Source organism: Azospirillum isscasi (assembly GCF_030849505.1).
GTDB lineage: Bacteria > Pseudomonadota > Alphaproteobacteria > Azospirillales > Azospirillaceae > Azospirillum > Azospirillum isscasi.
In genome coordinates this window covers 16530-41609 of sequence record NZ_JAUJFI010000008.1, presented here as the reverse complement: position 1 = coordinate 41609, position 25080 = coordinate 16530, and the positions used below count along the sequence as shown (strand labels likewise).

The 25080-nt window shown below is 69.5% G+C and carries 25 protein-coding genes; 12 read left to right on the top strand and 13 right to left on the bottom strand.

The features are described 5' to 3' along the window. The first annotated feature begins 109 nt into the window (after positions 1-109). The 5 genes from gyrA (at position 110) to QSG27_RS03515 (ending at position 7756) form a co-directional block, all read left to right on the top strand. Positions 110-2920, top strand: coding sequence for a DNA gyrase subunit A (gene gyrA / locus QSG27_RS03535; protein WP_306703768.1), 2811 nt, complete (start codon positions 110-112; stop codon positions 2918-2920). A 21-nt stretch (positions 2921-2941) separates the two neighbouring features. After that, positions 2942-3490, top strand: a complete 549-nt coding sequence (coaD, locus tag QSG27_RS03530) for a pantetheine-phosphate adenylyltransferase (RefSeq protein WP_306703767.1) — start codon at positions 2942-2944, stop codon at positions 3488-3490. A 128-nt stretch (positions 3491-3618) separates the two neighbouring features. Beyond that, positions 3619-3792 (top strand): hypothetical protein, encoded by a 174-nt coding sequence (locus tag QSG27_RS03525; RefSeq protein ID WP_167525352.1) that lies wholly within the window; start codon positions 3619-3621, stop codon positions 3790-3792. A 241-nt stretch (positions 3793-4033) separates the two neighbouring features. Continuing rightward, complete coding sequence (locus QSG27_RS03520) at positions 4034-4597, top strand: carbonic anhydrase (RefSeq protein WP_306703766.1); 564 nt, start codon at positions 4034-4036, stop codon at positions 4595-4597. A gap of 255 nt (positions 4598-4852) precedes the next feature. Beyond that, entirely contained in the window at positions 4853-7756 is a 2904-nt protein-coding gene (locus QSG27_RS03515; RefSeq protein WP_306703765.1) for a PAS domain S-box protein, read from the top strand. 27 nt (positions 7757-7783) lie between these two features. Here the strand turns inward: QSG27_RS03515 and tyrS are convergent, their stop codons facing one another. The 5 genes from tyrS to QSG27_RS03490 form a co-directional block, all read right to left on the bottom strand. Next, the gene (gene tyrS / locus QSG27_RS03510) at positions 7784-9055 is read right to left on the bottom strand and encodes a tyrosine--tRNA ligase (RefSeq protein ID WP_306703764.1); all 1272 of its coding nucleotides are present in this window, start codon (positions 9053-9055) and stop codon (positions 7784-7786) included. Between the two features lie 269 nt (positions 9056-9324). Beyond that, complete coding sequence (locus tag QSG27_RS03505) at positions 9325-10941, bottom strand: hypothetical protein (RefSeq protein WP_306703763.1); 1617 nt, start codon at positions 10939-10941, stop codon at positions 9325-9327. 230 nt (positions 10942-11171) lie between these two features. Next, positions 11172-11834, bottom strand: coding sequence for a metal-dependent hydrolase (locus tag QSG27_RS03500; protein WP_306703762.1), 663 nt, complete (start codon positions 11832-11834; stop codon positions 11172-11174). A 210-nt stretch (positions 11835-12044) separates the two neighbouring features. Further along, entirely contained in the window at positions 12045-12464 is a 420-nt protein-coding gene (locus QSG27_RS03495) for a hypothetical protein (protein WP_306703761.1), read from the bottom strand. Positions 12465-12490: 26 nt separating this feature from the next. Then, positions 12491-12790: a cupin domain-containing protein gene (locus tag QSG27_RS03490; protein WP_306703760.1), complete on the bottom strand. Its 300-nt coding sequence runs from the start codon at positions 12788-12790 to the stop codon at positions 12491-12493. Between the two features lie 230 nt (positions 12791-13020). Between QSG27_RS03490 and QSG27_RS03485 the strand changes: the two genes are divergently transcribed. Then, a complete protein-coding gene (locus tag QSG27_RS03485; protein ID WP_306703759.1) occupies positions 13021-14880 on the top strand; it encodes a DEAD/DEAH box helicase in 1860 nt (619 codons plus the stop codon). Positions 14881-14970: 90 nt separating this feature from the next. Then, complete coding sequence (locus QSG27_RS03480) at positions 14971-15354, top strand: response regulator (protein ID WP_306703758.1); 384 nt, start codon at positions 14971-14973, stop codon at positions 15352-15354. A 17-nt stretch (positions 15355-15371) separates the two neighbouring features. Here the strand turns inward: QSG27_RS03480 and plsY are convergent, their stop codons facing one another. The 6 genes from plsY to QSG27_RS03450 are packed head-to-tail and all read right to left on the bottom strand — an operon-like array spanning position 15372 to position 20168. Next, positions 15372-15989, bottom strand: a complete 618-nt coding sequence (gene plsY / locus QSG27_RS03475; RefSeq protein ID WP_306703757.1) for a glycerol-3-phosphate 1-O-acyltransferase PlsY — start codon at positions 15987-15989, stop codon at positions 15372-15374. Between the two features lie 4 nt (positions 15990-15993). Next, the gene (locus tag QSG27_RS03470) at positions 15994-17298 is read right to left on the bottom strand and encodes a dihydroorotase (RefSeq protein ID WP_306703756.1); all 1305 of its coding nucleotides are present in this window, start codon (positions 17296-17298) and stop codon (positions 15994-15996) included. Next, the gene (locus QSG27_RS03465) at positions 17291-18253 is read right to left on the bottom strand and encodes an aspartate carbamoyltransferase catalytic subunit (protein ID WP_306703755.1); all 963 of its coding nucleotides are present in this window, start codon (positions 18251-18253) and stop codon (positions 17291-17293) included. Before QSG27_RS03465 ends, QSG27_RS03470 begins: the two co-directional genes overlap by 8 nt. A 56-nt stretch (positions 18254-18309) precedes the next feature. Then, positions 18310-18816, bottom strand: a complete 507-nt coding sequence (locus QSG27_RS03460) for a DUF6644 family protein (protein WP_306703754.1) — start codon at positions 18814-18816, stop codon at positions 18310-18312. A 12-nt stretch (positions 18817-18828) separates the two neighbouring features. Next, positions 18829-19185, bottom strand: coding sequence for a DUF6152 family protein (locus QSG27_RS03455; RefSeq protein WP_306703753.1), 357 nt, complete (start codon positions 19183-19185; stop codon positions 18829-18831). A gap of 17 nt (positions 19186-19202) precedes the next feature. After that, positions 19203-20168 carry a transcriptional regulator GcvA gene (locus tag QSG27_RS03450; RefSeq protein WP_306703752.1) on the bottom strand — a complete coding sequence of 322 codons (966 nt, stop codon included), beginning with the start codon at positions 20166-20168 and terminating at the stop codon, positions 19203-19205. 168 nt (positions 20169-20336) lie between these two features. On the opposite strand from QSG27_RS03450, the gene QSG27_RS03445 reads away from it, so the two are divergent. Beyond that, positions 20337-20567: a DUF1127 domain-containing protein gene (locus tag QSG27_RS03445; protein WP_306703751.1), complete on the top strand. Its 231-nt coding sequence runs from the start codon at positions 20337-20339 to the stop codon at positions 20565-20567. 59 nt (positions 20568-20626) lie between these two features. After that, positions 20627-21040 (top strand): GFA family protein, encoded by a 414-nt coding sequence (locus tag QSG27_RS03440; protein ID WP_306703750.1) that lies wholly within the window; start codon positions 20627-20629, stop codon positions 21038-21040. A gap of 3 nt (positions 21041-21043) precedes the next feature. Here the strand turns inward: QSG27_RS03440 and QSG27_RS03435 are convergent, their stop codons facing one another. Both QSG27_RS03435 and ruvX read right to left on the bottom strand, forming a co-directional pair. Further along, positions 21044-21961 carry an AEC family transporter gene (locus QSG27_RS03435; protein ID WP_306703749.1) on the bottom strand — a complete coding sequence of 306 codons (918 nt, stop codon included), beginning with the start codon at positions 21959-21961 and terminating at the stop codon, positions 21044-21046. 10 nt (positions 21962-21971) lie between these two features. Continuing rightward, the gene (gene ruvX, locus QSG27_RS03430) at positions 21972-22514 is read right to left on the bottom strand and encodes a Holliday junction resolvase RuvX (RefSeq protein WP_306703748.1); all 543 of its coding nucleotides are present in this window, start codon (positions 22512-22514) and stop codon (positions 21972-21974) included. 133 nt (positions 22515-22647) lie between these two features. On the opposite strand from ruvX, the gene QSG27_RS03425 reads away from it, so the two are divergent. The 3 genes from QSG27_RS03425 to gatA all read left to right on the top strand — a co-directional run bounded on the left by QSG27_RS03425 (position 22648) and on the right by gatA (position 25068). Beyond that, positions 22648-23190: a GNAT family N-acetyltransferase gene (locus QSG27_RS03425; RefSeq protein ID WP_306703747.1), complete on the top strand. Its 543-nt coding sequence runs from the start codon at positions 22648-22650 to the stop codon at positions 23188-23190. 109 nt (positions 23191-23299) lie between these two features. After that, complete coding sequence (gene gatC, locus QSG27_RS03420) at positions 23300-23587, top strand: Asp-tRNA(Asn)/Glu-tRNA(Gln) amidotransferase subunit GatC (protein WP_306703746.1); 288 nt, start codon at positions 23300-23302, stop codon at positions 23585-23587. After that, the gene (gene gatA, locus QSG27_RS03415) at positions 23587-25068 is read left to right on the top strand and encodes an Asp-tRNA(Asn)/Glu-tRNA(Gln) amidotransferase subunit GatA (RefSeq protein WP_306703745.1); all 1482 of its coding nucleotides are present in this window, start codon (positions 23587-23589) and stop codon (positions 25066-25068) included. The genes gatC and gatA overlap by 1 nt, the downstream gene beginning before the upstream one ends. Positions 25069-25080 lie beyond the last annotated feature (12 nt).

Below are 25080 nucleotides of genomic sequence, written 5' to 3'. Positions count from 1 at the left end.
ATTCTTATATTACATGCAGCGGCCCGCAGGGCCGTGCGGAAGTGCCACCGTTGAACAGCAAGCGTTGGACTCTGAGCATCGCCGCAGCCCGTAGAATGAGTTTGTCTCCTTGAGCACGACGCCCCTTCCTCCCGCCTCCGACATCGCGCCGGTCACCATCGAAGACGAGATGCGCCGGTCCTATCTCGATTACGCGATGAGCGTGATCGTGAGCCGCGCCCTGCCCGACGTCCGCGACGGGCTGAAGCCGGTGCACCGCCGCATCCTCTACGCGATGAAGGAGGGCGGGTACGACTCGACCAAGCCCTACAAGAAGTCGGCGCGCATCGTCGGCGACGTGATGGGTAAATACCACCCGCACGGCGACAGCGCGATCTACGACGCCATGGTCCGCATGGCGCAGGACTTCTCCATGCGCCTGCCGCTGATCGACGGGCAGGGCAACTTCGGTTCGATGGACGGCGACCCGCCCGCGGCCATGCGCTACACTGAGGCGCGGCTGGCGAAGGCGGCGGAGGCGCTGCTCGACGACATCGACAAGGACACCGTCGATTTCCAGGCCAACTACGACGATTCGGGCAAGGAGCCCACGGTCGTCCCGGCGCGCTTCCCCAACCTGCTGGTCAACGGCGCGGGCGGCATCGCCGTCGGCATGGCGACCAACATCCCCACCCACAATCTGGGGGAGGTGGTGGATGCCTGCTGCGCCTACATCGACAACAACGACGTCACCGTCGAAGAGCTGATGGAGATCGTGCCCGGCCCGGATTTCCCGACGGGCGGCATGATCCTGGGCCGGTCGGGCGTCCGCTCGGCCCTGATGACTGGCCGCGGTTCGGTCATCATCCGCGCCAAGACCGAGATCGAGGAGGTGCGCAAGGACCGCCTCGCCATCGTGGCGACGGAAATCCCGTACCAGGTCAACAAGTCCAAGCTGATGGAGCGCATCGGCGAGGTCGTCAACGACAAGACGATCGAAGGCATCTCCGACCTGCGCGACGAATCCGACCGTGACGGCGTGCGCGTGGTGATCGAGCTGAAGCGCGACGCCGTGCCCGACGTGGTGCTGGCCCAGCTCTTCCGCCACACCCAGCTCCAGACCTCCTTCGGCGTCAACATGCTGGCGCTGAACGGCGGCCGTCCGGAGTTGATGAACCTGAAGGACATCATCGCGGCCTTCGTCCGGTTCCGCGAACAGGTCATCACCCGGCGCACCGAGTTCCTGCTGGGCAAGGCGCGCGAGCGCGCGCACACCTTGGTCGGTCTGGCCGTCGCCGTCGCCAACCTGGATGCCATGATCGCGCTGATCCGCAGCGCCCCGGACCCCGTCTGGGCGCGCGAGCAGATGATGGAGCGCGAGTGGCCGGCGCTGGACGTCGCCCCGCTGATCGCGCTGATCGACGAACCGGGCCGCGGCGTGTCGGAGAACGGCACCTACCGGCTGTCGGAGGAGCAGGCCCGCGCCATCCTGGATCTGCGCCTGCACCGCCTGACCGGGCTGGAGCGCGACAGGATCGGCGCCGAGCTGAAGGACGTCACCGACCAGATCGCCGATTACCTGGAGACTCTGGCCAACCGCGTGAAGCTGCTGGGTATCCTCCGCGAGGAACTCGTGGAGATGAAGGAGCGGTTCGGCACCCCGCGCCGCACCGAGATCCAGGAGCTGGAGTTCGAGGCCGACATCGAGGACTTGATCCAGCGCGAGGACATGGTCGTCACGGTCAGCCAGTCCGGCTATGTGAAGCGCGTGCCGCTGTCCACCTACCGCGCGCAGAAGCGCGGCGGCAAGGGTCGCTCGGGCATGTCGATGAAGGCGGAGGACGCGGTCAGCGACCTGTTCGTCGCCAACACCCACACGCCGCTGCTGCTCTTCTCGTCCCGCGGCATGGTCTACAAGCTGAAGGTCTACCGCCTGCCGCTGGGCAACCCGCAGGCGCGCGGCAAGGCTTTCGTGAACCTGCTGCCGCTGATCGACGGCGAGACGATCACCACCGTCCTGCCGCTGCCGGAGGACGAGGCCGTGTGGGCGGACCTGCACGTCGTCTTCGCCACGTCGAAGGGCAACGTGCGGCGCAACCGTCTGTCGGACTTCGCCAACATCCGCTCCAACGGCCTGATCGCCATGAAGCTGGAGGAGGAGGGCGAGCGTCTGATCGCCGTCCGCACCTGCTCCGAGGCGGACGACGTCCTGCTGGCCACCGGCGGCGGCAAGTGCATCCGTTTCGAGGTGGCCGACGTGCGCGTCTTCGCGGGCCGCACCTCGACCGGCGTGCGCGGCATCCGTCTGGCCGACGGCGACGAGGTCATCTCCATGACCACGCTGCACCATGTGAACGCCACGCCGGAGGAGCGCGCCGCCTTCCTGAAGAGGAAGCGCGAGGAAGGCGTGGACATGGAAGGCGAGGCGGCGCCGGAGGCCGACGAGGTGCCGACCGAGTCCGTCACGCTCAGCCCCGAACGCTACGAGGAGTTGAAGCGGCAGGAGCAGTATGTGCTGACCGTGACCGAGCGCGGCTATGGCAAGCGCACCTCCTCCTACGAGTACCGGGTGACCGGCCGCGGCGGCCAGGGCATCTGGAACATGGAGATGGGCGACCGCAACGGTGCCATCGTCGCGGCCTTCCCCGTGGAGGACACGCATCAGGTGATGATGGTCACCAACGGCGGTCAGGTCATCCGCATGCCGATCCACGACGTGCGCATCGCCGGCCGCAAGACGCTGGGCGTCACCCTGTTCCGCGTGGGGGCGGAGGAGCGCGTGGTCTCCGTCGCGTCCATCGCGGAGGACGACGACACCAACGGCAACGGAAACGGCGGTCTGGGCGGCGGCCTGGGCGGCGGTTTGAACGGTGGCGATCCGAACGCTGCCGGGGACGATGCCGGCGGTGGCGATGCCGGCGCCGGGGACACGATCGAATAAGAAAAGGCGGAAGGTACTCCTATGGCCAAGCGCCGCATCGGTGTCTATCCCGGCACCTTCGACCCGATCACCAACGGGCATATGGACATCATCCAGCGGGCCTCGCGTCTGGTCGATCACCTGATCGTCGGCGTCGCCCGCAACGCCGGCAAAGGCCCGCTCTTCTCCACGGACGAGCGGGTGGCGATGGTCCGGGAGGACATTGCCGCCCTGAACAACGGCGGGGCCAGCATCGAGGTGCGGGCCTTCGACACGCTGCTGATGCATTTCGCGGTGGAGGTGAACGCCACCGTCATCATCCGCGGCCTGCGGGCGGTGTCGGACTTCGAGTATGAGTTCCAGATGGCGGGCATGAACGCCCGCCTGAATCCGAAGATCGAGACCATGTTCCTGATGGCCTCGGAAAAGAGCCAGTTCATCTCCTCCCGCTTCGTGAAGGAGATCGGGCGGCTGGGCGGCGACATCCGCGGCTTCGTCAGCAGCCGCGTGGCCGACCATCTGGCCGAGCGCTTCGCCCTGGAGGCGGGCAACGGGGACGCCAGCAAACAGGTGCAGACGCTGAAGCAGTGACGCGCCCTGCCGACGCCCGCGGCCGTTCGGTTGTGCCGGCCTGTACGGGCGGTATAAGGCGTTGACTCGCGCCGGATCATCCTCACATGCTGTTGCGGTGGTCAACAATTCTGAAAGGAGGTGATCCAATGTCTCATGGAGCCAAGCCGGTAGCCGTTCTGTTCGGTCTCGCCGCCCTCCTGACGGCGGGGATCGCCAGCGCGGAATGCTCGTCCAGCCACAGCGCCAGCGCCGGAACGCAGAAGCCGGCCAGCGACACGGTTGCCACCGGCGACCGGGCACCGGGCAGCACCCGCGGCTGATACCGGCAGCGAAACACCGGCAGCACCATGCCGAACGGGCCGTTCCCCACGAGGGGAGCGGCCCGTTTCTTTTTGGCGCTGCCTGTCGGATGAGGAAACATTCAAAATAGAAGTGTGATCAATTCGTTCTATTTTGTTCTGTGAAAAGAATTCCCCTTGCGTGATGTTGCGTGTGGCGAGAGGGTGTGTGACATCCAAATCGGGCACATCGCTCCACAAACCTCAACGCGGAGGGGATTCCATGCAGAACGAATCCGGTCACGGCCATGGCTGCTGCGGGGGCATGCCCCACAATTCGCGCCGCGCCTTTCTGAAGATCGCCGCTCTGGGCGCCGGTGCCACGCTGATGGCCCCCCTGATTCCCGGCACCGCCCGCGCCGGCGGGGAGGTGGAGGCGCTGCTGCTCTCCTGCATGGATTACCGGCTGGTGGACGACACCGCCCGTTACATGGACGGGCGCGGAATGACCAACAACTACGACCATGTGATCCTGGCCGGCGCGTCGCTGGGCGCCCTGACCGACAAGAAGAAGGCGTGGGGCGAGGCGTTCTGGGACCATGTGGCGGTGGCCAAGCAGTTGCACCACATCAAGCGCGTGATCGTCATGGACCACCGCGACTGCGGTGCCTACCGCGTCTTCCTGGGGCCGGACGCGGTGTCGGACCCGGAGAAGGAAACCGCCGTCCATGCGGCGCAGCTCCGCGCGCTGGGCGCCGAGATCAGGCAGCGGCACCCCGACCTTGGCGTGGAACTGCTGCTGATGGCGCTGGACGGCAGCGTCGAAACCATCACCGGGACGGCCTGAGAACGGGCGGTCGGCGCTGCGGCGCCGGAGCCTCGGAAAGCCGATGCTCCGGCTCCGTTATGATTCGTATGCGAAATAGTCGATTGAGGGCCGTCGCTCCATTTGGTAAATGCAAGGTAAGGATGTGGCCGGAGGGGTAGCGGGGCACCGCTGCCACGGGTATGACGGCGTGCATCGGACCCGGGGACACCGTCCGTTCCTTGGGAAGTGCAGGGTATTGCCGTCCCTTTCCGCCGTGCTGTTTCCGGGCCGCCGATGAGCATTCTCACACGCCTTGTCCTGCTCGTTCTTCTCGCCAGCCTGCCGGCCATCGGCATCCTGGCCCACAACAGCCTGACCGCCATCGAAGCGGGGGAGCGGCAGGCCGAGGCGGAGGCCCGCCGCCTTCTGACGCTGATCCAGGACGAGCAGCAGCGCGTCGTGGACGGCATGCGCGGCGTGCTGGTGACGGTGGCCGAAATGGCGCCGCGACTGGCCACCGACCCGCAGCAGTGCTCGACCATCCTGGGCCGTCTGCGCGGCCGTCTGCCGCGGGTGAGGGGCATCGCCCTGACCGATCTCGACGGCTCCATCCGCTGCGCCAGCGACGCCCGGCTGAACGGCCAGGGGGTGGCGACCCTGTCGCACATCCGCATGGCGCTGTTCGGGCAGGGGTTCGTGATCGGCGATTACGCCGTCCGGCGGCTGGACGGGCGCCCTGTGCTGCCCTTTGCGGCGCCCTACACCGACGCGGCGGGCCGGATGGCCGGGGTGGTGTCCATCTCGCTGGACGCCGGGTGGCTGCGCGACTATCTGGCGGAGAAGCCGCTGCCGCCGAACGCCATGCTGGTGCTGGCCGACCGCAACGGCACGCTGCTTGGCCGCTTCCCCGGCGGCGAGGACCAGCGGGTGGGCAAGCCGCTGCCCGAGCCGCTGATGGGTCTGCTGCGGGCGCCCGCCGAAGGCGTCGCCGAACTCTCCGGGCTGGACGGGGAGCCGCGGATCCTGGCCTACGCTCCGGTGAGCCACCCGGTCCGCGACCTGTTCCTGGCGGTCGGGCTGGACCGGGCGGAGGCGCTGCGCCCCGTCACCGCGGCGGCGGAGCGGAGCGCTTTCCTGCTGGCGCTGGCCGCCGCGCTGTCGCTGGCCGCGGCCTGGGTCGGGGTGCGCCTCTTCGTGCTGCGCCCGGTGGCCCGGCTGAAACGGGTGGTGGAGCGCTGGAGCGCCGGGGACCGGGACGCGCGGATCGGTCGCCCGGACGACCGGTCCGAAATCGGCGCGCTGGGCCGTGCCTTCGATTTCATGGCCGAGGAGCTTCAGGCGCGGGAGCGCGCCCGTGACGCCGCCCATGCCGCCGAGCACCGCATGGCCGCGATCCTCGCCGCTTCCACCGACGCGGTGGTCGAACTGGACTGCGAGGGCCGCGTGACTTTCGCCAACGAGAAGGCGGCCCGGCTGTTCGGCGACGGCGGAGACCTGCAGGGCCTCGTCTTCGTCGCCCTGCTGCCTCCGGGCGCCGTGGAGTCCTTCGCCCAGCGCTTCCGCGACGCGCTCGACCGGCGGGAGCCGGAGGAATTCGAAGTCCGGCTGGACGGCTGCGGCGAATGGCACGCGCTGCGCCTGTTCGCCACCGGCGACCGGCTGGCCGTCTATGCCCAGGACGTGACCCGCCGCAAGCAGGACGAACGCGCCATCCGGCAGGCGGTGGAGCGCCACCGCTCCCTGCTGGAGACCGCCGCCGACGCCATCCTTCTGGTGGACGCGAACGGCACGGTGCACACCTTCAACCGCGGGGCGGAGCGGATCTTCGGCCATACCCCCGCCGACGCCGTGGGGTCCGACGTGCGCCGGCTGATTCCGGGCGGCCTCATCCCGGAAACACGCGATCCGGACAAGCAGGCGCACGGCGCCGCGCGCGAGGTGGAGGGGCGCCGCCGCGACGGGCTGGCGGTCCCGCTGGAGTTGTCGCTGTCCGCCTGGAGCGACGGCGGCGAGCGCTTCTTCACCGCCATCCTGCGCGACATCACCGAGCGCAAGCGCACCGAGTCGGCGCTGCGCCGGGCCAAGGATCAGGCGGAACGGGCCAACCGGGCGAAGTCGCGTTTCCTGGCCGCGGCCAGCCACGATCTGCGCCAGCCGGTGCAGTCGCTGTTCTTCCTCACCTCCGCCCTGGACGAGCAGACCCGCGGCGGCCCCGGCCACGGCACGCTGAAGACGATGCAGCAGGCGTTGGAGGCGCTGAAACGCCTGCTCGACGGGCTGCTGGACATCTCGAAGCTCGACGCCGGAGTGGTGGAACCGGTGGCCACGATCGTGCCGATCCAGCCCATCTTCGAACGCCTTGCTGCCGAATACGCGCCGGAGGCGGCGCGGCGCGGCTTGAGCCTGCGCATCGTCCCGACCTCGCTCCATGCGCGCAGCGACCCCATGCTGTTGGAGCGGGTCATCCGGAACCTGCTGGACAACGCGCTGCGCTACACCGGGCGGGGTGGGGTGCTGTTGGGCGTGCGGCGGTCGCGCCGCCGCTTCCACATCGCGGTGTGCGACAGCGGCATCGGCATTCCGCCGGACCGGCAGGAGGACATTTTCGAGGAGTTCACCCAGCTCGGCAACCCGGAGCGCGACCGGGAGAAGGGGCTGGGCCTCGGACTCGCCATCGTGCGGCGGCTGTGCGCGCTGCTGGGCCATCCCGTCGCCCTGCGGTCGCGGCCCGGCAACGGGTCCATCTTCCTGGTCACCGTGCCCGCCGCCGAACCCCCGCGTCCCGCCGCGGCGGCGGTTCCCGCGGTCGGCAGGACCGAGGGCGGCGGGAGCCGGCTCGTCCTGATCATCGACGACGAGGTCATCATCCTGATGGGCCTGCGCGCGATGCTGGAGGGTTGGGGCTACGAGGTCATCGCCGCCACCGCGGAGGACGAGGCGATCCGCCTGCTGGACGAGGCCGGGCGCCGGCCCGACGTGATCCTGGCCGATTACCGGCTGCGCCACGGCAAGACCGGGCCGGAGGCCCTGCGCGCCATCCACGCCCATTGCCGGACGCCGATCCCCAGCATCATCCTGACCGGCGACACCGCCCCCGAACGCATCGTGGAGGCCCAGCGCAGCGGCTTCGCGATCCTGCACAAACCGGTGTCGTCCCATCACCTGAAGCAGGTGGTGGCCGAGGCCGGGGGGCGCTGAGGGCGCCCCCGCTCCCCCGTCGCCCCTCTATCGGGCCTGGACCAGCGCATGGCGCTTGCGCCCGGCGGACAGGCGGATGAGGCCCTCGCCGTCCAGGTCGGCCAGGGTCAGCAGCGCCGCCTCGTCGGTGATGGGGGTGCCGTTCACCCGCGCCCCGCCGTCGCGGATCAGGCGGCGCGCCGCCCCCTTGGATTCGGCCAGACCGGCGGCGGCGAGCAGATCGGCCAGCCGGACGCCGGCGGCGAGGTCGGCGCGGGCGGCCTCCACCATGGGCAGGCCGCCGCCGGCCCCGGCCTCCTCGAAGACGCGGCGGGCGGTCTCCCCGGCCTGGGCCGCGGCCTCCGCCCCGTGGCAGAGGGCGGTCGCCTCATGGGCCAGGATCTTCTTGGCTTCGTTGATCTCCGAGCCCTGGAGCGCCTCCAGCCGGGCGATCTCGTCCAGCGGCAGTTCGGTGAACAGGCGCAGGAAGCGGCCCACGTCCGCGTCCTCCGTGTTGCGCCAGAACTGCCAGAAGTCGTGCGGGCTGCGCCGGTCGGCGTTCAGCCACACGGCACCCGCCGCCGTCTTGCCCATCTTGGCGCCGGACGCGGTGGTCAGCAGCGGGGTGGTCAGGCCGAACAGCTCCGTCCCGTCGACGCGGCGGGCCAACTCGATCCCGTTGACGATGTTGCCCCACTGGTCCGACCCGCCCATTTGCAGCCGGCAGCCGTGGCGGCGCGACAGCTCCAGGAAGTCGAAAGCCTGGAGGATCATGTAGTTGAACTCCAGGAAGGTCAGCGGCTGCTCGCGGTCGAGCCGCAGCTTGACGGAATCGAAGCTCAGCATCCGGTTGACGGTGAAGTGCCGCCCGATGTCGCGCAGCATGGGGATGTAGCGCAACTCGTCCAGCCAGTCGGCGTTGTTGACCATGGCGGCATCCGTCGCGCCATTCCCGAAGGTCAGGTATGGACCGAAAGCCCGCCCGATGCCGGCCATGTTGGCGGCGATCTGCGCGTCGTCCAGCATGGGGCGGCTGGTGTCGCGGAAGCTGGGGTCGCCGATGCGCGTGGTGCCGCCGCCGATCAGCACGACGGGCCGGTTGCCGGTCTTCTGGAACCAGCGCAGCACCATGATCGACATCAGATGCCCGACATGCAGGCTGTCCGCCGTGGCGTCGAAGCCGATGTAGGCGCCGACCGGCCCCTGGCGCAGCAGGGCGTCGAGGCCCGACAGGTCGCTGCCCTGATGCAGGAACCCGCGCTCGTCGAGCACGCGCAGGAAATCGGATTGGAAGGGGCTGGAAGCGGCGGGGTTCGCCATATCGAAAAATCTCCGGAAGGGAAGAGCCGCGTCCCGGAGATCATCTGTCGAAGCACATGCCGCCGGTCCGCGGCGGCATGGTTCCTGTGGTCAAGACCGAACGCGCCGCCCTATGGGAGCAGCGTATAATAGCGGCTGATGCTGTGCGTGCGCGTCGTCATGGCTGGAAAGCTAGGCGTCGGGCGGCACGCCGTCAAGGGCGCCGTGTTGCGCGGGAATGTCGGGCGTAGAGAGGTCACGACGGGGGGATGGCAAACCGGGGGCCGACGTCAGCGCCTGGGCGCCGTACCGGGGATACCGGATTTCTCCGCGGCGTCCAGCAGGGTGACGACCTCCGGTGCCACCCACCAGCGGCAGCGCCTGCGCTCGTCGCTGGACACGGCGATCACCCGGTCGATCAGGCGGGTTTCGCAAGCGTCGAAGGTCCTCTGCTGCCGCAGGGCGGCCTCGATCACGCCGGCCAGGGCGATGTCCAGCGCGGTGATCTCGATGGGATAGCTCAGCATCTCGGCCAGTTCGGCAAGCTGCCCCAGCGTCTTCAGCCCGTCCGCGGAGCCGGTGGACGACAGGCGGCGGAACACCGACGCGACATGGTTGCCATCCTCGGCCCGCCACGGCTTGCCGGACGACACGATGCCGCGCCGCGCCAACTGCGCCTGGAACTCGTTGACGAAACGCACGCGCTCCATCAGCGGTTCAAGGACGCTGTGCATGGTCAGCGCCTCGATCCGCCGCGCCAGAACGGGGGCGAGATCCTCGTGCACCGCGTTGCTCAACTCCCGGAACGCCTGATGGACCATGTTGCGTTCGCGGTCGGTCGTGTCCAGCTCCAGCGCGTGGACGGCGTCGTACCACGCCAGGAAATGCTTCAACTGGGACGAGGGGTGGTCGCGGTCGTCCACCGCGTCGGCCACCAGAAGGCCGGGCTTGCTGAGGAAGCTGCCGGTCAGCGTGGCCTTCAGCGTCTCCGCGGCCACCAGCAGGCGTCCGATGATCGCGTCCTTCGCCACGGGCACCGGGAAGGTTTCGTACAGGCGTGCCGCCAGAGCGGCATCGTCGTGCCGGTGCAGGCCGGCCACGGCGAACATGGCGGCCCCGTCGCGGCTGCAATCGCCGCGCCGCGCCATGTCCAGCGCCAGACGCACCGGATCGCCGCGCAGCAGCGAGGTCAGCGGCTGGTCCGCCCAGGCGGGGGCCGCCTGGAGGATCGTTTCCATCCGCTCCAGTTCGGTGCGGGAGACGCCTTCGCGCTGGCGGATGCCGTGGCGTTTCAACATCTGCGCGCGGAAGCCCGACACCTCGGACAGGAAGGCGGTCGTCTCCGCCGGTGTGGCGCGCAGACGGGCCAGCACGGCGAGGCTGCGCTGGCGCAGGTCGTCCGCCCAGCTCTGCGCCTCGGCGGAGGCGAAGATCTCGTTCAGCGGCTGTTCCTTGGCGAGCCGGGCCACCGTCTCCTGAACGCGGCCGACCTGCGGTTCCATGCGGGGCGCCAGGGCGAACCACCAGGCGCTGACGTCCGCCAGATGCACCGCGCCGGCCAGCCGGACCCCGCTGCTCAGCACGGAGTCGTCGCGCAGGATCAGCGCGTCGAACAGGCCGGTCCAGACGCGGCGCGCGTGCTCCGACCGCCGTCCGTTCAGCATGGTGACCAGCATCTGGGCGACCGGCTCGGCCATGTCCTCCAGATACCCGTCACGGATCATCTTGTAGAGCTGAAGCTTCTGGACGTGGTCCAGCGGGGCCAGCACGTCGGACACACGCTTCAGGCTCTTGTCCTGTCCGCCGGGCAGGTCGGGCAGGGCCAGATGGACGGGCATCGCCGCCACCGCGTCGGGCGGAACGCCTTCGCCAGTCTGCGTCTCTTTCGACATCCGGAGCTTTGCCATGGTCGGACCCATCCGCGCGAAGCGTGTGGAAATTCAATCGAAGACCGATCGGATATGGTCCCTAGGATGTGCCTAAAAAGCCTAACGAATCACTAAACGGTGACAAAGATGAAATTTGACGGTCTCTATGACGAAATGTGACGGAATCGGCACAGCGTAGACTTGGGGTAACCTATTGACCGTAACATTTATCACACAATCCCTGCGGTAACGGCCTTTGCGTCAGCGGTTCAGCCTTTCAGCGGGCGGCTCCGTCCGGGCGCTGCCGGTTCCGGGGGCTTGCGGGCGGGGATGGGGGGTGCGCTGCGCTCCCGGCCTTCCTCGCCGAGGAAACCCTGCGCGGCGACCACGGCGGAGCGCCATGGCCGCTCCACCGCCACCAGACGGTCGAAGGGCAGGCGGTCGAAGGGCAGATCCGGCCAGGAGCCCGGGAACAGGCCGGAAATCATCCATCCGGCCAGCAGCGTGACCGCCAGCTGTTCGGAGAAGCCGCCGGTCTTCAGGATGGGCAGCGCGAAGTTCCGCCGCCGCTTGACCGGCCAGAGCAGCGGCAGTCCCGCCGGGGTCAGCAGGTCGCCCGCCAAATGGGTGAGGTAGCCGATCAGAAAGGGCAGGGTCAGGTGCGAGTAGTCCGCATACTCGTGCAGAACCCACAGGCATCCGGCGATGGCCAGCGTCGAATGGGTGATGCCGCGGTGCCCGAAGATCGCGGAGATCAGGTTGGACAGGGGCCGCATCAATTGGCCCAGGGTCGATTTGGGGTGGTCGATGTCCGGCGCCAGCGATCCGACCACCGCCGCCCCGAAGGCCACCGCGTCAAAGGGCAGGCCGAAACGCGCCGATGCGTAGAACCACGCCGCTCCGCCGACGATCATGTGGGAGGAGGCCATCATGGACGGTCACCGCAAGACGGGCGATGCGGCACAGGGCGTGTGAACGCGCAACGGCTGTGCCTCGATGACGGCCACTCTGTCGGATGCTCCCGGATTCCTGGTTCCTAACATTAGGACGAAAGTCGCGGGCACACAATCCAAGCCTGATCAAGAGGGATTCCGAAAAGACATGGCGCCCATGCGTTCACGCCGGAGCGGCGTGGGTGGCCATCAGCCCGCCGGGCCGCGGCTGCAGGTGGCGCCGATGGCGCGCAGGGCGTTGCGCACCCGCCCGACGCTCTCGCGGTCGGGCAGGCTGTACCATGTGATGGTGAGCGCGACCGGCGCGGCGCGGCGCAGGCCGTGCACGTCGCCGGGGGCGGCCTCCACGACGCGGCCCTGGCTGCCGACGAACCAGCGCCAGCGCTGCCCGTCGCCATCGGCCAGCGATTGCCAGATCTCGCGGGAGTCCCGGTAATAGGCCCCGCCCCCCGCGTCCGCCGCGTCGGCGTAGAGGTAGAGCGGGTTTTCCGGCGACAGGGACAGCAGGAGGTGCTGAACGGACCGCGGCCCGCCGGTGCGGATGACGGCGTCGGGAAGCGGCTCGTCGCCGTCCTGGCCATAGTCGAACATGGTGGAGCCGCGGTTCATCGCTCGGTTCGATTGCGCCTTGACGATCAGCCGGGCTGGAGGAACTCGACCTCGACGAAGACGATGTCGCTGTCGCCGTCGTTGATGACGTTGTGGCTGACGCCGGCCTTGCGGAAGTAGGAGCGGCCCGGCTCCAGCGGGAACTGGCGGGCGGTGCCTTCGGGATCGACGATGGTGAAGGCGCCCGCCGTGACCGGCACGATCACATAGTCATAGCCGTGCACATGGGCGCCGGTCTCGGCCCCCGGAACCAGACGCCATTCGGTGACCCGGGTGCGCTCGTTCTCGACATGCTGGGTGGAAACCGCCTGCGGACGGGTGCTCATCTCTTGTGCCCTCGTTGGCTTTCTTGTTGGAACAATTCGTGTACCACGAAGCCCCGCCCTCGCCCAGACGGAAGCGCGCCGGGCGCCACTCCTTCGGGTTCCTTTGGCGAACAGCCCCCCTCTTCCGGAGGATGTCTACCTACGATTGAATCCGTGACCCGGCGACTCCCCGCACCTTAGGCTTGCCGGTCCGTAGCGCGGAAACCGTGGGGAAGGGGCGACAGGCCGGCATGCCAGCGTTGAGGAGCCACCAGACCATGGTCGCCGGCATCGCCGCGGCCATCGCGCAGCGGCAGACGGAGGTGCGGGACGTTCTGGCCGCGGTGACGCCGGGTGGGGGCAAGTCCCTGCTGCCGGTCATCATGGGAGCGGCGCTGATGCGTGCCGGGCTGATCGACCGCATCTGCTGGATCGTGCCGCGCGACAGCCTGCGCCGGCAGGCGGAGGAAGCCTTCGCCGACCCGCGCTGGCGCGAGGCGCTCGGCCACGGGATCGCGCTGCGGGCGGCGGAGAACGGGCGCGATCCCTGCCGCGGGCTTCAGGGCTACGTCACCACCTATCAGGCCGTCGCCGCGGCCCCGGGCCTGCATCTTCAGGAGTTCCGCCGCCACCGCTACCTGCTGGCGGTGGACGAACTGCACCATCTGCCCGCCGTCTTCGACACCGACACGGCGACCGCGGCGGAGGACGAGACCTCCTGGAGCCGGTCGATCCTGCCGCTCCTGGAAAGCGCTGCCGCCCGGCTGCTGATGAGCGGCACGCTGGAGCGGGCGGACGGGCGTCCCATTCTGTGGCTGCCCTACCGCGCCCCGCAGGGCGTCCGGCGGGTGCGGGAGATCGATTTCAAGGCGCCGGGCTGGGCCATCGTCGGCTATTCCCGCCGTCAGGCGCTGGCCGAGAAAGCCATCCTGCCGGTGACCTTCGGCGCCATGGACGGTTCCGCCACATGGCTGGACGCCGAGCGGACGACGCGCAGCGTCGATGCGCTGTCCCGTGCCGGAGAGAACACGCGCGACGCCCTGTTCACGGCGCTGCGCACCGGCTTCGCCCAGGCCATGCTGCGCGAAGCCTACCGCTCCTGCCGGGAACACCGGGCGAAGCGGCGGGCGGCGGGGAACGGTCATGATGGCGCTGGACTGGGCAAGCTGCTGGTGATCGCGCCGGATCAGGAGACCGCGCGCAACTACCTGGACACGCTGCGCGGCTGGATGCCCGGCGCGCAGGCCGGGCGCATGGCGCAGATCGCCATTTCCGAACGGCGCGACGCGCAGGAGGTGGTGGCCGCCTTCCGCCTGCGCCCGGAACCCGCCGTGCTGGTCTCCGTCGCCATGGCCTATGAGGGGCTGGACGCACCGGCCATCTCGCACGTCGCCTGCCTGACGCACATCCGCTCCCGCCCCTGGCTGGAGCAGGCCATCGCGCGGGCCACCCGCGTGGACCCCCACGCCGGCGCCTACGAGCAGCAGAGGGCGCTGATCTATCACCCCTCCGACGCGCTGTTCGAGCGGTTCCGCCAGATGGTGGAGACCCAGCAGGGCACGCGGGCCATGGTGAAGACCCGCCGCCAGCACGAACTGCCCTTCGACCGGACGGCGGACGCGGAGCCGGAGATCATTCCGCTGGAATCCAACGCGACGGCCTTGCGTTTCGCCGTGGTCGCCCCCGGCCCGGACTTCGGCAGCCCGCCGCCCCACGGGACGGGCGGAAAAGCTGCGGAGCGCGAACCGCGCACCCCCAGCGTGCTGGAGCACCATCTGCGCCAGCGCATCGGCCAGATCGTCGCCGCCCAGGTGATCGAGGACCAGGACAACAACCTCGTCGCCGAGGGGCCGGTCAGCTACCACACCTACAACGCCGTGCTGAAGCGCTGCATGGGCAAGGCACGGTCGGAGATGACCCTGGCGGAGCTGGAGGCGACCGTCGGCTGGCTGGAGCGCAACCGCATCTCCGACCATCTGCACCTGATCGCCGACGACCCGCAATACCGATGGTCCAGCCGCCGCAAGACCCGTGGCGCGGGTTCGGTCACGGCCTTTTCGAAGCCCTCCCGTCGGGGGCCGCCCTCTGGCACTGTGAAACCGGCGTCCTAGATAACGAGGTCCGCTACACTTTTTTGCAGCAGCGAAACAACCGGCGTTCGTGGAAAGTGTCGACCCGTCCACCACCTTAGGAGGTTACCGGTGCGTTTTGCGAGGCCGCTCAAGATTCTTCTCGTGGAGGACGATTCGCTCACCGCCATGGCGATGGCTCGCATGCTGGAAATGGCCCAATGCACGGTCACCACCGTGACGGATGGGGAGGCCGGGCTGCGCGCCCTGGCCGATGGGGCCTTCGACGCGCTCATCACCGATCTGGTGATGCCCCGGCTGGACGGCGAGCGGATGATCCGGCGTTTGCGCCTCGACCAGCCCGACCTGCCCATCGTCGTCCTGTCCGCGTCCCCGCCCGCGGAGGGCACCGCGGCGTTGCAGGACGGGGAGTGCGGCCCGCTGGTGATCCTGAAGAAGCCCGTCCTGGCGGGGGAATTGCTGACGGCGATGGAAGAGGTGTTTCCGCGGGCCTGAGCGGGTCGGGGCCGCCTTCAGGCTTGCTTCTTGCCGGCCCCGATCTTCGGCTCCTCGCCCTTCAGCAGGCGTTGGATGTTCGCGGCGTGGCGGACATAGACCAATCCTGCGATGAACAGGCACAGCCCCGCCACCAGCGGCCCGCCGAAGAACCAGCCGGCGATCGGGCTGAGGCCCAGAGCGGTCAGGGCGGACAGCGAGGAGATCCGGAACAGGTAGGCCATGGCCAGCCACGTCGCGCAGGCGATCACGCCGACCGGCCAGGACACCGCCAGCAGCACGCCGAGCGCCGTCGCGACCCCCTTGCCGCCCTTGAAGCCCAGCCAGACCGGGAAGCTGTGGCCCAGCATGGCGCCGCCCGCGGCGAAGACCGCGGCCTCCGGCCCCGCCCAGGCGTGGGCGAGCAGGGCGGCGATGGCGCCCTTGCCGCTGTCCAGGATCAGGGTGGCGGCGGCCAGCGGCTTGTTGCCGGTGCGCAGCACGTTGGTGGCGCCGATGTTGCCGGACCCGATCTTGCGGATGTCGCCCAGGCCGGCCAGCCGGGTCAGCACCAGCCCGAAGGGGATCGAGCCCAGCAGATAGCCGAGCAGCGCCGAAACGAGGGCCGGAATGAGGGCCGGAATGAGGAACGTCACCGCGTCAGCCCTCGAACTGCCAGACGGTGCGCCCGTCCACCACGGTGCGCAGCGGACGGCCCTGGACGGGGCGGTCCTCGAAGGGGCTGTTCTTGGACTTCGACTTGAAGGCCGTCACATCCACCTTCCACGGCACCTCCAGGTCGAAGGCGGTCAGATCGGCGGGCGCCCCCTTGGCGATGCGGCCCAGCGGCAGGCCCAGGATCTCCGCCGGCTTCACGGTCACGCACGCCAGCGCCTTCAGCAGCGGCATGGCGCCCTTGTGCACCAGTTCCAGGGTCAGCGGGAACAGCGTCTCCAGCCCGATCACGCCGAAGGCGGCCTGGGCGAAGGGCAGGCGCTTCTCGTCCTGATCCTGCGGAATGTGGTCGGACGCGATGGCGTCGATGGTGCCGTCGGCCAGACCTTCCACGATGGCGCGCCGGTCCATCTCGCCGCGCAGCGGCGGGGAGACCTTGGCGAAGGTGCGGTAATCGCCGACGTCCGTCTCGGTCAGGGCGAAGTAATGCGGGGCGGTGTCGCAGGTGACCTTCAGCCCGCGCGCCTTGGCGCGGCGGATCAGGTCTACCGACTCGCCGGTCGAGATGTGGGCGAAGTGCAGCCGTCCGCCGGACAGCTCCAGCAGGCGCAGGTCGCGCTCGATCATGATGATCTCGGCCTCCCGCGGGATGCCGACGAGGCCGAGGCGGGTGGCGCGCTCGCCCGAGTTCATCATGCCGCCGCTGGCGAGGCTCGGTTCCTCCGGATGCTGGACGATCAGCTTGTCGAAGGTGCGGGCGTAGCTGAGCGCGCGGCGCATCGCCTTGGCGCTGGCGATGGCCTTGGTGCCGTCGGTGAAGGCCACGGCCCCGGCACGGGACAGCAGCCCCATCTCGGTGATCTCGTTGCCGTCCGTCCCACGGGTCGCGGCGGCATAGGCGAAGACCTTGACCAGACGCACCTCGCGGGCGCGCCGCGCGATGAACTCCAGGCTCGCCACCTCGTCGGTCACCGGGTCGGTGTTGGGCAGCAGGGCCATGGCGGTGATGCCGCCGGCCACCGCGGCGCGCGACGCGCTCTTGATGGTGTCCTTTTCCTCGTCGCCCGGCTCGCCGATCAGGACACGCATGTCCACGAGGCCCGGGGCGAGGCACTGGCCCTGGAGGTCCACCACCTCGATCCCCTCCGGCACGCCGCCGGCGAACAGGGACGGGCCGAAATCGGCGATCTTCGCGCCTTCGGTCAGCAGATCGCCCCGCTGGTCCAGGCCGCTGGCGGGGTCGAGCAGGCGGGCGTTGCGGTAGGCGACGCGGGCGTTGGCGTTAGGCATCGGTGCCCCGGCGGTCTTTGGTGAGAAGGTCGAGCACGGCCATGCGGACGGCCACGCCCAGCTCCACCTGATCGAGGATCATGGAGCGCTTGAGGTCGTCGGCGACCTCCGAATCGATCTCGACGCCGCGGTTCATCGGGCCGGGGTGCATCACCACCGCGTGCGGCTTCGCCACGGCGAGCTTCTCGTAATCCAGGCCGTAGAAATAGAAGTACTCGCGGGTCGAGGGGACGTACTGGCCGCTCATCCGCTCTGTCTGGAGGCGCAGCATCATCACCACGTCGGCGTCCTTCAGGCCGGTCGCCATGGAGTGGTGCACCTCGACGCCCAGCCGGTCGATCTGCGAGGGGATCAGCGTCGGCGGCGCAACGCAGCGCACCCGCGCGCCCATGGCGTTCAGCAGGTGGATGTTCGAGCGCGCGACGCGGCTGTGCAGGATGTCGCCGCAGATCGCCACGATCAGCCCGTCCAGGCTCCCCAGCCGGCGGCGGATCGCCAGCGCGTCCAGCAGGCCCTGCGTCGGGTGCTCGTGGTGGCCGTCGCCGGCGTTGATGACCGAGCAGTTGACCTTGTCGGCCAGCAGCTTCACCGCCCCCGAATCGGCGTGGCGGACCACCAGCGCGTCGAGGTGCATGGCGTTCAGCGTCATCGCCGTGTCGATCAGCGTCTCGCCCTTCTTCACCGAGCTGCCGTCCGACGACATGTTGATCACGTCGGCGCCGAGCCGCTTGCCGGCCAGCTCGAAGCTGGTGCGGGTGCGGGTCGAGTTCTCGAAGAAGAGGTTCACGATCGTCCGCCCGTCGAGGAGCGACGACTTCTTCGAAGGCTGGCGGTTCTGCTCGACATAGCCGTCGGCCAGGTCGAGGATGGTGGTGATCTCGCCAGCCGTCAGCCCCTCGATGCCAAGGAGGTGGCGGTGCGGGAAAACCGTCGTGGAATGGGGCGATCCGGTCATGGGCCGGGACTATAGGAGCGGTCCCGGACGCCCGCAAGCGCGCCCTATGGCTTTCGCTACACGTATGCGATGAGCCGCCCGCAGGCCAGGACGGCGACCCACAGCGCGAGCGATGCCGCACCGGCGAAACGGGCGCCCGGCGGTGGCCGGTCCGACAGGCTCCAGCCCGCGATGCGCCGCCCGGCGAGGGCGTGGAAGGCGATGATGTTCAGCAGCGCGAGCCCGATCAGCGCGAGCTTCGCGAGGAAGGCCGGGTTGCGGGCCAGCGCCGTCGCCTCGGTGGTGAAGAGGAGGAGGCCGGTGGGCACCGCCAGCGCGAACCCGGCCACGGCGACCGGCAGGAGCAGCCGCGACAGCGTGTCCGCCGGCAGCAGCGGCGCCCGCACCCCCATCAGCCGCAGGTCGAAGGCCAGGATCGACCCCACCAGAAGCGCGAATCCGAGGATGTGCGCGATTTCGACCAGCGGGTAGAGCCAGATCGACTGCCGCAGCGACTCGCCGAGCCCGGACGTCTCAAGCGCCACGAGCCAGCCGGGGCCGGTGGGACCCAGATCGTGATCCATGGGCGGGGGCCGTCAGCGCAGCTCGACGGTCTTGCCGGCGGCGGTGATGCGCTCCGCCCGCAGTTCCGCCGGGTCGGACTTGGCCGGGTAGCCGACCACGGTCACCGTCTGGCCGGGCGTGATGGTGCCGGCGGGAAGACCGCGCGCGCTCATGCGGCTGGGCGGGGCGAGCACGACGTGCCAGACCTTGCCGTCCGCCTGGAGGTTCAGCATGGCGTGCGGGTTGTCGAAGGCGAACTGCTGCACGGTGCCGGTCAGCGTCAGCACCTGCCCGGAATCGTAGCCGCCCCAGCCATGGTGGGCGGCGGCGGGCCATGCCAATGAAGCGGACAGCAGGGCGGCGAGGGCGAATGGGCGGGCGGGCATCATGGCGCAACCTTTCCCGTTCAGGCGTCTGGGCGGGCGTCTTGGGAAAAGGTTGTGACGGACTCGGCGGCGGACAAGGCCCGGCTGTGGCCGGCGGCGGGGTCGGCGGCGGCTTCCTCGAACAGCCAGTCGCGGAACGCCTTGACCTTGGGGCGCGAGAAGTAATGGGGCGGGGCGGCGACGTAATAGGCGTAGTTGCCCGGCAGATGGACGTCGAACAGCCGGACCAGCCGTCCGGAGGCGACGTCGTCCGCCACCAGCACGCCGCGCGCCAGGGCCACGCCGCCGCCCTCCGCCGCCACCTGGAGAAGCAGCGCCGAGTCATCGAAGCGCGGGCCGCGGGCGTGGTCCAGCCCGCCGACTCCCGCGGCCTCGCCCCAGGTGCCCCAGGTGATGAAGTAATCGTCGTGCAGCAGCGTGTGGTGGCGCAGATCCTCCGGGCTTCGCAGGGGGCGGGGGCCGGTCAGGAGGGTGGGGCTGCACACCGGGTAGATGTCCTCGGTCATCAGGCGGTCGCAGCGCAGGCCGGGCCAGTTGCCGGCGCCGAAGCGGATGCCGATGTCCACGTCCTGCTGGGTGAAATCCACGAGTTGCGGCGTGGTGTGCAGCCGCACCTCAAGCTCCGGATGGCGGGACTGGAAGCGGCCCAGCCGCATGACCAGCCACTTCGCGGCGAAGCTGGGCATGGTGGAGATGGTCAGCGTGCCGGACCCGTCCATGCGGAACAGCCGCTCCGTCGCCTGCGACAGCGTGTCGAGCGCGTCGCGCACCGGCGGCAGATAGGATTGCCCGGTCTCCGTCAGGATCAGCGCGCGGTTCATGCGGCGGAACAGCGGCATGCCCAGCCATTCCTCCAGCCCCTTGATCTGGTGGCTGACGGCGGCCTGGGTGACGTGAAGCTCCTCCGCCGCCTTGGTGAAGGACAGGTGGCGGGCGGCGGATTCGAAGGCGCGCAGCGCGTTCAGCGGCGGCAGGCGGCGGGACATGCGGGTGCCTCCGGGAAGCGGACTTCGGATTAGTTTTCCTAATCCAAACTATGAGAAAGCATCGTTTGTGCGCAAGGACCGGGTGGCCCATCCTCCAGCCACGGAACACAGTTCGGAACGTCGGGCGGAACGCTTCGACGGCAACCGGAAGCAAGAGGAGACGCGGTCATGGCCCAGAGCATGAAGAGCGGCGTGAACACCCGCACGGACACGAGCGCGCGGACCGGCGAGGGGATCGGCGGCGCGCTGGTCGTCCTGTTCGACATGGTGGCGACCTGGAGCGAGCGGCGGCGCCAGCGCCGCGCGCTGGAGGCTTTGCCCGATCATCTGTTGCAGGACATCGGCCTGTCCCGCGCCGACGCGGCGACCGAGGCCGACAAGCCCTTCTGGCAGGGCTGACGCGGCCCTGGGAACGGGACCGCCGGACCTTTTTTGAAGAAACGGACGGGAGCGGGCCGATGAGCGACAAGGAGGTTCTGACCGGCGGCTGCCTGTGCGGCGGCGTCCGGTACCGGGTGACCGAGCGGCCCATGGGGGTGGTGAACTGCCACTGCGGGCAGTGCCGGCGCTTCCACGGCCATTTCGGCGCCTACATCACCATCCCCCGCGAGGCGGTGGTGATCGATGCGCAGGACACGTTGTCCTGGTACCGCTCCTCGGCGAAGGCGCAGCGGGGGTTCTGTGCGCGCTGCGGCTCGTCGCTGTTCTGGAAGGGCGACGGGGAGGCGTTGCTGGACATCGCCGCCGGAAGCCTGGACCAGCCGACCGGGCTGACGACGCTGCGGCACATCCATGTGGCGGACAAGGCGGATTATTACGCCATCGACGACGGGCTGGAGCGCTTCCCGCAAGGCGCGCCGGAGCCGCCCTGACCGCTATCCCGCCAGCGCCAGGACGAGGGGAAGGGTCAGCGCCGACAGCAGGGTCTGCACCGTGATGATCCCGGCCATCAGCCTGTGGTCGCCCCCCATCTGGCGGGCCAGCGCGTAGGAGCTGGCGGAGCAGGGCAGGGCGTTGAACAGCACCGCCACGGTCAGCATCGGACCGCCGAGCCCGAGGGCCAGCCCCGCGGCGGCGGTCAGGCCGGGAACCACCAGCAGCTTGAGGGCGGCGGACAGGGCCACCCCCATCCCGGCCCCCCGCGCCGCCCCGAGGTCGAGCCCGGCGCCCACCGACAGAAGGCCCACCGGCAGGGCGGCGCGGGCCAGGATGGCCACGACGTCGCCCATCACCGGCAGATGCCCCAGCCCGCCCGCGTTCAACGCCGCCCCCAGAGCGACGGCGATGATGATCGGGTTGCGGACGATTCCGTTCGCCACGGCTGCGGCGCCGGTGCTTCCGGCGCCGCGCCCGTAACGCACCATGGCCGGGACGCACAGCAGGTTGACCAGCGGCACCACCACGGCGATCCCCACCGCGGTCAGGGTCAGCCCTTCCGCGCCGTAGAGCGCGCTGGCGGCGGCCAGGCCGACATAGGTGTTGGGGCGCATGACCCCCTGGAAGACGGAGCTGAAGGCCGGGCCGTCCAGCCCGATGGAACGGCGCAGGGCGAGAACCAGACCCGCCGCGGCGAGAACGCCGGCGGCCATCGCCGTCCCCATGGGCAGCGCGGCGATCCGCCCCAGATCGGCGCGGGCCAGCTCGTTCACGATCAGGCAGGGGAAGAACAGGAAGTAGGTCATCCGGTCGATCCCTGCCCAGACCGGATCGGCGACCAGCCCGCCGCGCCGCAGACCCTGCCCGAACAGGATCAGCAGGAAGATCGGCACCAGCGCGCCCGCGAAGGTCGCCATGGCGGGGCGGTCAATTTTCGTCCGGGACGTCCTCGTCGTCCCGTTCCGCCCGCTCCCGCTCCTGTTCCATCCTGCGGATGTGGGCGAGCGCGTCCAGCGCGCCCTGAAGGATGTAGGCGGCGGCCATCTTGTCCACCACCTCGTCCCTGCGTTTGCGGGTCATGTCGGCCTCGCCGATCATGAAACGTTCCACGGCGGAGGTGGACAGCCGCTCGTCCCAGAAGGCGATCTCGGCGTCCCAGCCCAGCAGGTCGGGCCGCTCCATCAGGTTCTTGGCGAAGGCGCGGGTGGATTCGGCGCGCGGCCCCTCCGACCCGTCCATGTTCAGGGGCAGCCCGATCACCAGCCCGCCGATCCCGTAATCGCGGAGCGTCCGCGACAGCTCGCGGGCGTCCTGGGTGAACTTCGTGCGTTTCAGCGTGCCGATGGGCGACGCGACGACGAGGTTCGGGTCGGACACGGCCATGCCGACGGTCTTGGTGCCGACGTCGAGGCCCAGCAGGCGCTGGCCCCGGCCCAGACGGGCGGCCAGTTCGGGAAGCGTGTGGATCATGCCGCGAACCATAGAAGCCCCGTGCCGGAACGGCAAGGCTGCTGGGCGGCGGGGACATGGGACGGTGGCCGGATGCCGCTTGAGTTGTTTGCCTTGATACTTATTCTAGCGCGCACAAGTTTGGAGCGCCCCGATGCTAAGCCTCATGTCCGTCACCGCCCACGGCCATTGCCACCGCCACCGCCCTCTGGCCGAAGCCGACATCCCGCGCATCTGCCGGTTCCCCCGCGACCGGGAGGAGCTGTATTTCCTGTTCCCGCGCGCGGCGTGGCCGCTGACGCCGGACCAGGTCCGGGAATCCCTGGCCGTGCGCCGCGATCCTACGGTGGTGCTGAGCGACGGTGAGGTGGCCGGCTATGCGAACTTCGCGACCTTCGAGGAAGGGCGCAGCGCCAGCCTGGGCAACGTCAGCGTGGCGCCCTGGGCGCGCCGGACGGGGGTGGCGAAGCATCTGGTCGGCGTGATGATGGATCGCGCCTTCGGCCATCACGGCCTGCCGGAGCTGCTGCTGCGCTGCTTCAACACCAACACGCCGGCGCTTCTTCTCTATGCCGCGCTGGGCTTCGTCCCGGTCGCCATCGAGGAGCGGACCGCCCCCTGGGGCGACCGGCTCGCGCTGTTCACCCTGCGCATGGACCGGGCGCGCTGGGATGGGGGGAGCCACGCCGAGGGGTGACGCGGCGTTGCCGGCACCGGAGCGGATATCCCTGAATCATTGCGGTAATAGAATTCGGGTGATAGCTTCCAAGCCGTTTTTCCAGACGTTTCGGAAGAGAGTGGAAGGCATGTCGCTCGACAAGGCCACCGTGGCCAAGATCGCGCATCTGGCCCGCATCAAGGTGCCGGACGATGAACTGGATCACCTGGCGGGTGAGCTGAGCCAAATCCTGACCTTCGTCGAACAGTTGGGCGAGGTGAACACGCAGGACGTGCCGCCGATGACCAGCGTGGCCGCGCAGACGCTGCGCCGCCGCAAGGACGAGGTGACCGACGGCGGTTACCGCGACGCCGTCCTCTCCAACGGCCCGGAGACGGCCGAAGGCTTCTACGTCGTTCCGAAGGTGGTCGAGTGATGACCGGTCTTACGCATCTGACCATGGCGGCGGCCCTCGACGGCCTCGCCAAGAAGGACTTCACCGCGGTCGAACTGACCGAGGCCCACGTCAAGGCGGTGGAGACCATCCGCCCCCTGAACGCCTTCATCACCGAGACGCCGGAGCAGGCGCTGGCGATGGCCAAGGCGTCCGACGCCCGCCGCGCGAAGGGCGAGGCCGGGCCGATGGAGGGCCTGCCCATCGCGGTGAAGGACCTGTTCTGCACCAAGGGCGTGCCGACCACCGCGGCCAGCCACATCCTCGACGGCTTCAAGCCGGAGTACGAGTCCACCGTCACCTCCAACCTGTGGCGCGACGGCGCCGTCATGCTGGGCAAGGTGAACCTGGACGAGTTCGCCATGGGCTCGGCCAACATCACCTCCTACCACGGCAACGTGGTCAGCCCGTGGAGCCCGGGCGAGGTCGGCAACTGGTCGCGCCAGCTCGTTCCCGGCGGCTCGTCGGGCGGGTCCGCCGCGGCGGTTGCCGCGCGCGCCGCGCTGGGCGCCACCGGCACCGACACCGGCGGCTCGATCCGCCAGCCCGCCGCCTTCACCGGCATCGTCGGCATCAAGCCGACCTACGGGCGCTGCTCGCGCTGGGGCGTGGTCGCCTTCGCCTCCTCGCTGGATCAGGCCGGCCCGATGACCCGCACGGTCGAGGACGCGGCGATCATGCTGCGCTCCATGTGCGGCTTCGACCCGAAGGACTCCACCTCGGTCGACATGGCGGTGCCGGACTTCCGCGCCGCGCTGACCGGCGACATCCGCGGCCTGAAGGTCGGCATTCCGAAGGAATACCGGGTGGAGGGCATGCCCGCCGAGATCGCCGCGATCTGGGACCAGGGCATCGCCTGGCTGAAGGAGGCCGGCGCCGAGCCGGTGGAGATCAGCCTGCCGCACACCAAGTACGCGCTGGCCACCTACTACATCGTCGCCCCCGCGGAAGCCTCGTCCAACCTCGCGCGCTACGACGGCCTGCGCTACGGCCTGCGGGTCGAGGGCGCCAGCCTGAAGGACATGTACGAGAACACCCGCGGCGCCGGCTTCGGCAAGGAGGTCCGCCGCCGCATCCTGATCGGCACCTACGTGCTGTCGGCGGGCTATTACGACGCCTACTACAACAAGGCCCGTCAGGTGCGCACGCGCATCAAGTGGGACTTCGACGAGGCGTTCAAGCAGTGCGACGTCATCCTGACGCCGACCGCGCCGAGCACCGCCTTCGCCATCGGCGAGAAGATGGACGATCCGATCCAGATGTACCTGAACGACGTGTTCACGGTCCCGGCCTCGCTGGCCGGCCTGCCGGGCATGTCGGTTCCGGCGGGCGTCGGATCGGACGGGCTGCCGCTGGGGCTCCAGCTCCTGGGCCGGCCCTTCGATGAGGAGACCGTGCTGCGCGTCGGTCAGGTCATCGAAAAGGCCGCCGCCGTCACCGCCACCCCGCCGTTCATGGCCTGAGCCGGACGAGAG